The 2561-nt window shown below is 38.0% G+C and carries 3 protein-coding genes; all 3 read left to right on the forward strand.

Going from position 1 to position 2561, the window contains the following annotated elements; translation table 11 throughout:
- The first annotated feature begins 28 nt into the window (after nt 1-28).
- Complete coding sequence (gene hisIE, locus ACR2F7_RS12520) at nt 29-616, forward strand: bifunctional phosphoribosyl-AMP cyclohydrolase/phosphoribosyl-ATP diphosphatase HisIE (protein ID WP_432713897.1); 588 nt, start codon at nt 29-31, stop codon at nt 614-616.
- Nucleotides 617-628: 12 nt separating this feature from the next.
- A complete protein-coding gene (locus ACR2F7_RS12525) occupies nt 629-1528 on the forward strand; it encodes a WD40 repeat domain-containing protein (protein ID WP_432713895.1) in 900 nt (299 codons plus the stop codon).
- 409 nt (nt 1529-1937) lie between these two features.
- A partial coding sequence (locus ACR2F7_RS12530; protein ID WP_432713896.1) for a hypothetical protein occupies nt 1938-2561 on the forward strand: 624 nt, incomplete at its 3' end.

The raw sequence follows: 2561 nt of genomic DNA on the forward strand, positions 1-2561 counted from the left end.
TAAAAAAACACAACATACCGGTAAGGTTATGAATATAGATTTCGAAAAAAGTAATGGTTTAGTACCTGTTGTTATCCAAGACGTACAAACTTTAGAAGTATTAATGCTGGGTTACATGAACCAGGAAGCATGGACTAAAACACAAAATGAAGGTATCGTTACCTTTTTCTCCCGCACAAAAAACCGTTTATGGACTAAAGGCGAAAGCAGTGGCAATTTCCTTCATGTGAAAGAAACGCACATTGACTGTGATAATGATACTTTATTGATTAAAGTTAGTCCTGTAGGTCCAACCTGTCATACCGGTAGCCGCAGCTGCTTCCAGACCAATCATAACCAGAACTTTATTTTTGAACTGGAAAACATCATTGCCGACCGTTATGCCAATCCAACAGAAGAGTCTTATGTGAATAAACTCCGCAAAAAAGGATTGAATAAAATTGCACAGAAAGTGGGTGAAGAAGGTGTTGAAACTGTCATCGCTGCTTTAAATGAAACGGATGTAGATTTTGTGAATGAAAGTTCAGACCTTATTTTTCACCTCTTGGTTTTATTGAAAGAAAAAGGCAAAACCTTAAATGACATTGCTTTAAACCTTGAAAGCAGACATAAATAGTAAAAGACGACCATGCTTCAACTTTCCAACACCCTTGGGGGTCATCAAAACCCCATTTATGCTTTAGCAACTGCGAAAACTGCAGATCGTTTTTACAGTGCCGGCAACGACAAAGGTGTGGTGGAATGGTCACTGCAAGACATGGCTTTTCTAAAAGTTATTTTACCGGTGCAAAGCTCTGTTTATGTTTTACACCGGTTTCAAAACCTGCTTTTTGTAGGTCAAAGAAGTGGCTCTATCATGGTTTTCGACCTGGAGCAGCAGAAAGTCATCAGCACCCTGCGCTTTCACCAGAAAGCTGTTTTCGACCTCAAAACCATCACCTCTAAAAATGAACTGTTAAGTACCGGCGAAGATGGTTTCGTGGCTGTATGGTCATTAACAGACTATTCTTTATTATACAATTTTCAGGTGTTGGACAATACTGTTCGCGTGATTGCCCTGGACAAAGAAGAAAAAGAAATAGCCATTGGTGCTAAAGACGGGCTGATCAGGATTTATAGTGCTCAGGACTTTTCGCTGTTAAAAGTGCTGAATGAGCATACGATGCCCATTACCTCCATTCAGTATGACCCTACAGGCCGTTTTATGGTATCTGGCAGCCGGGATGCACAGCTTAAAATATGGAGCCTGCCGAATTATGAGCTGCAACAGAATATCCCTGCCCATCTTTTCAGCATATACAGCATAGCCTTCCATCCTATTTTACCCTATTTTGCCACCTGCAGTCAGGATAAAAGCATTAAACTTTGGAGCAGCACTGATTTTAAACTCATCAAGATCCTGAGTAATGATAAAGGTGTAGATGGCCATTTCCATTCGATCAATAAGATGATCTGGACTGAAAATGGGAAGTACCTGATTTCTACAGGTGATGACCGCCAGGTAAAAGTCTGGGAGTTCGCCTCTTAAAAAATCATACTATCACTGCTTTTTATCATATTAGGCCTGGCTTGTAGTGACATAATCAAAGGTAGCTAGTTATCTACCACTAAGTTTGATTCCATGAATATAGAATTTACATTTTCAGTTTATTCTCATGTAATCTTTAAGAAAGGAAAAAAGATGTATTTATGACCGACAGGACTATGTATACAATTACAGAGAGTTCTCGCCTCATAGTTATATCATGTTTACACCAAAGAAAACGAGAAATGGAAACCATATAAATTTAGCTAATTGGATAAGCTAAATATTAATCAAGCGTAATTGGAAAACGCTCCCTGGCATAGAATTAAAAGACATTTCTTATAAAAACGATTGGCTAATTTGAGCTGTAATTACCTATATTACAATCATCTAATCAAATTACGCCTCAAATATGAAAAAGACAATTTTCTTCTCTTTATTATTAATATCCCTTTCAATTCGTTATGCATATGCCCAGTCATCTATAGCTTACCTGCCCGATTCGTCCATGATCATTTCATTGGAGAAAACGGAGGGGTTTGGTCCGCAGGGGCAAATGAGCGTGGCAATTGGTTCTTCAGATCTTCAAGACGCAAAGGATCAATCCCTTTATCCGAAATTGATCAATATTCCGAAGTTGCAAAATGTAAAATCCTATTTTTTTGTTTACAATATGCCCCAGTTTTACTACCAAAGCTATAAATCTGGAAAGCTTTCAGAAAGTTCATTTATTGAATTTTACAAGAAACGCAACATTGAGCTATCAGATACAATCTCCTTATCTAAAAGCCCAATAAATACGGTAATCTCAGTCATCACTGCTCAGGATTCGACCGGAAAGGAAGTATTTTTAGTAGATGCCAATCACAACGCTGATCTTTCTGATGATTTGATCAGAACACTGACTGAGCAGAACTATGTTTCCAACCTATCTGAATTGGTTTGCAAGATATGGATAGAGGCATTTTCTAATCAAAAAGTTAGCGAAGAAAACATCTCCTTAGTCATTAGGAAGTCCAGAAGTAATTCTGATAAG

The organism is Pedobacter sp., from assembly GCF_045628745.1.
Taxonomy (GTDB): Bacteria; Bacteroidota; Bacteroidia; order Sphingobacteriales; family Sphingobacteriaceae; genus Pedobacter.

Excerpts from the sequence above, each read along its gene's own strand:
- ACR2F7_RS12525 (WP_432713895.1), top strand. The coding sequence starts at position 629 with ATGCTTCAACTTTCCAACACCCTTGGGGGTCATCAAAACCCCATTTAT.
- hisIE (WP_432713897.1), top strand. The coding sequence starts at position 29 with ATGAATATAGATTTCGAAAAAAGTAATGGTTTAGTACCTGTTGTTATC.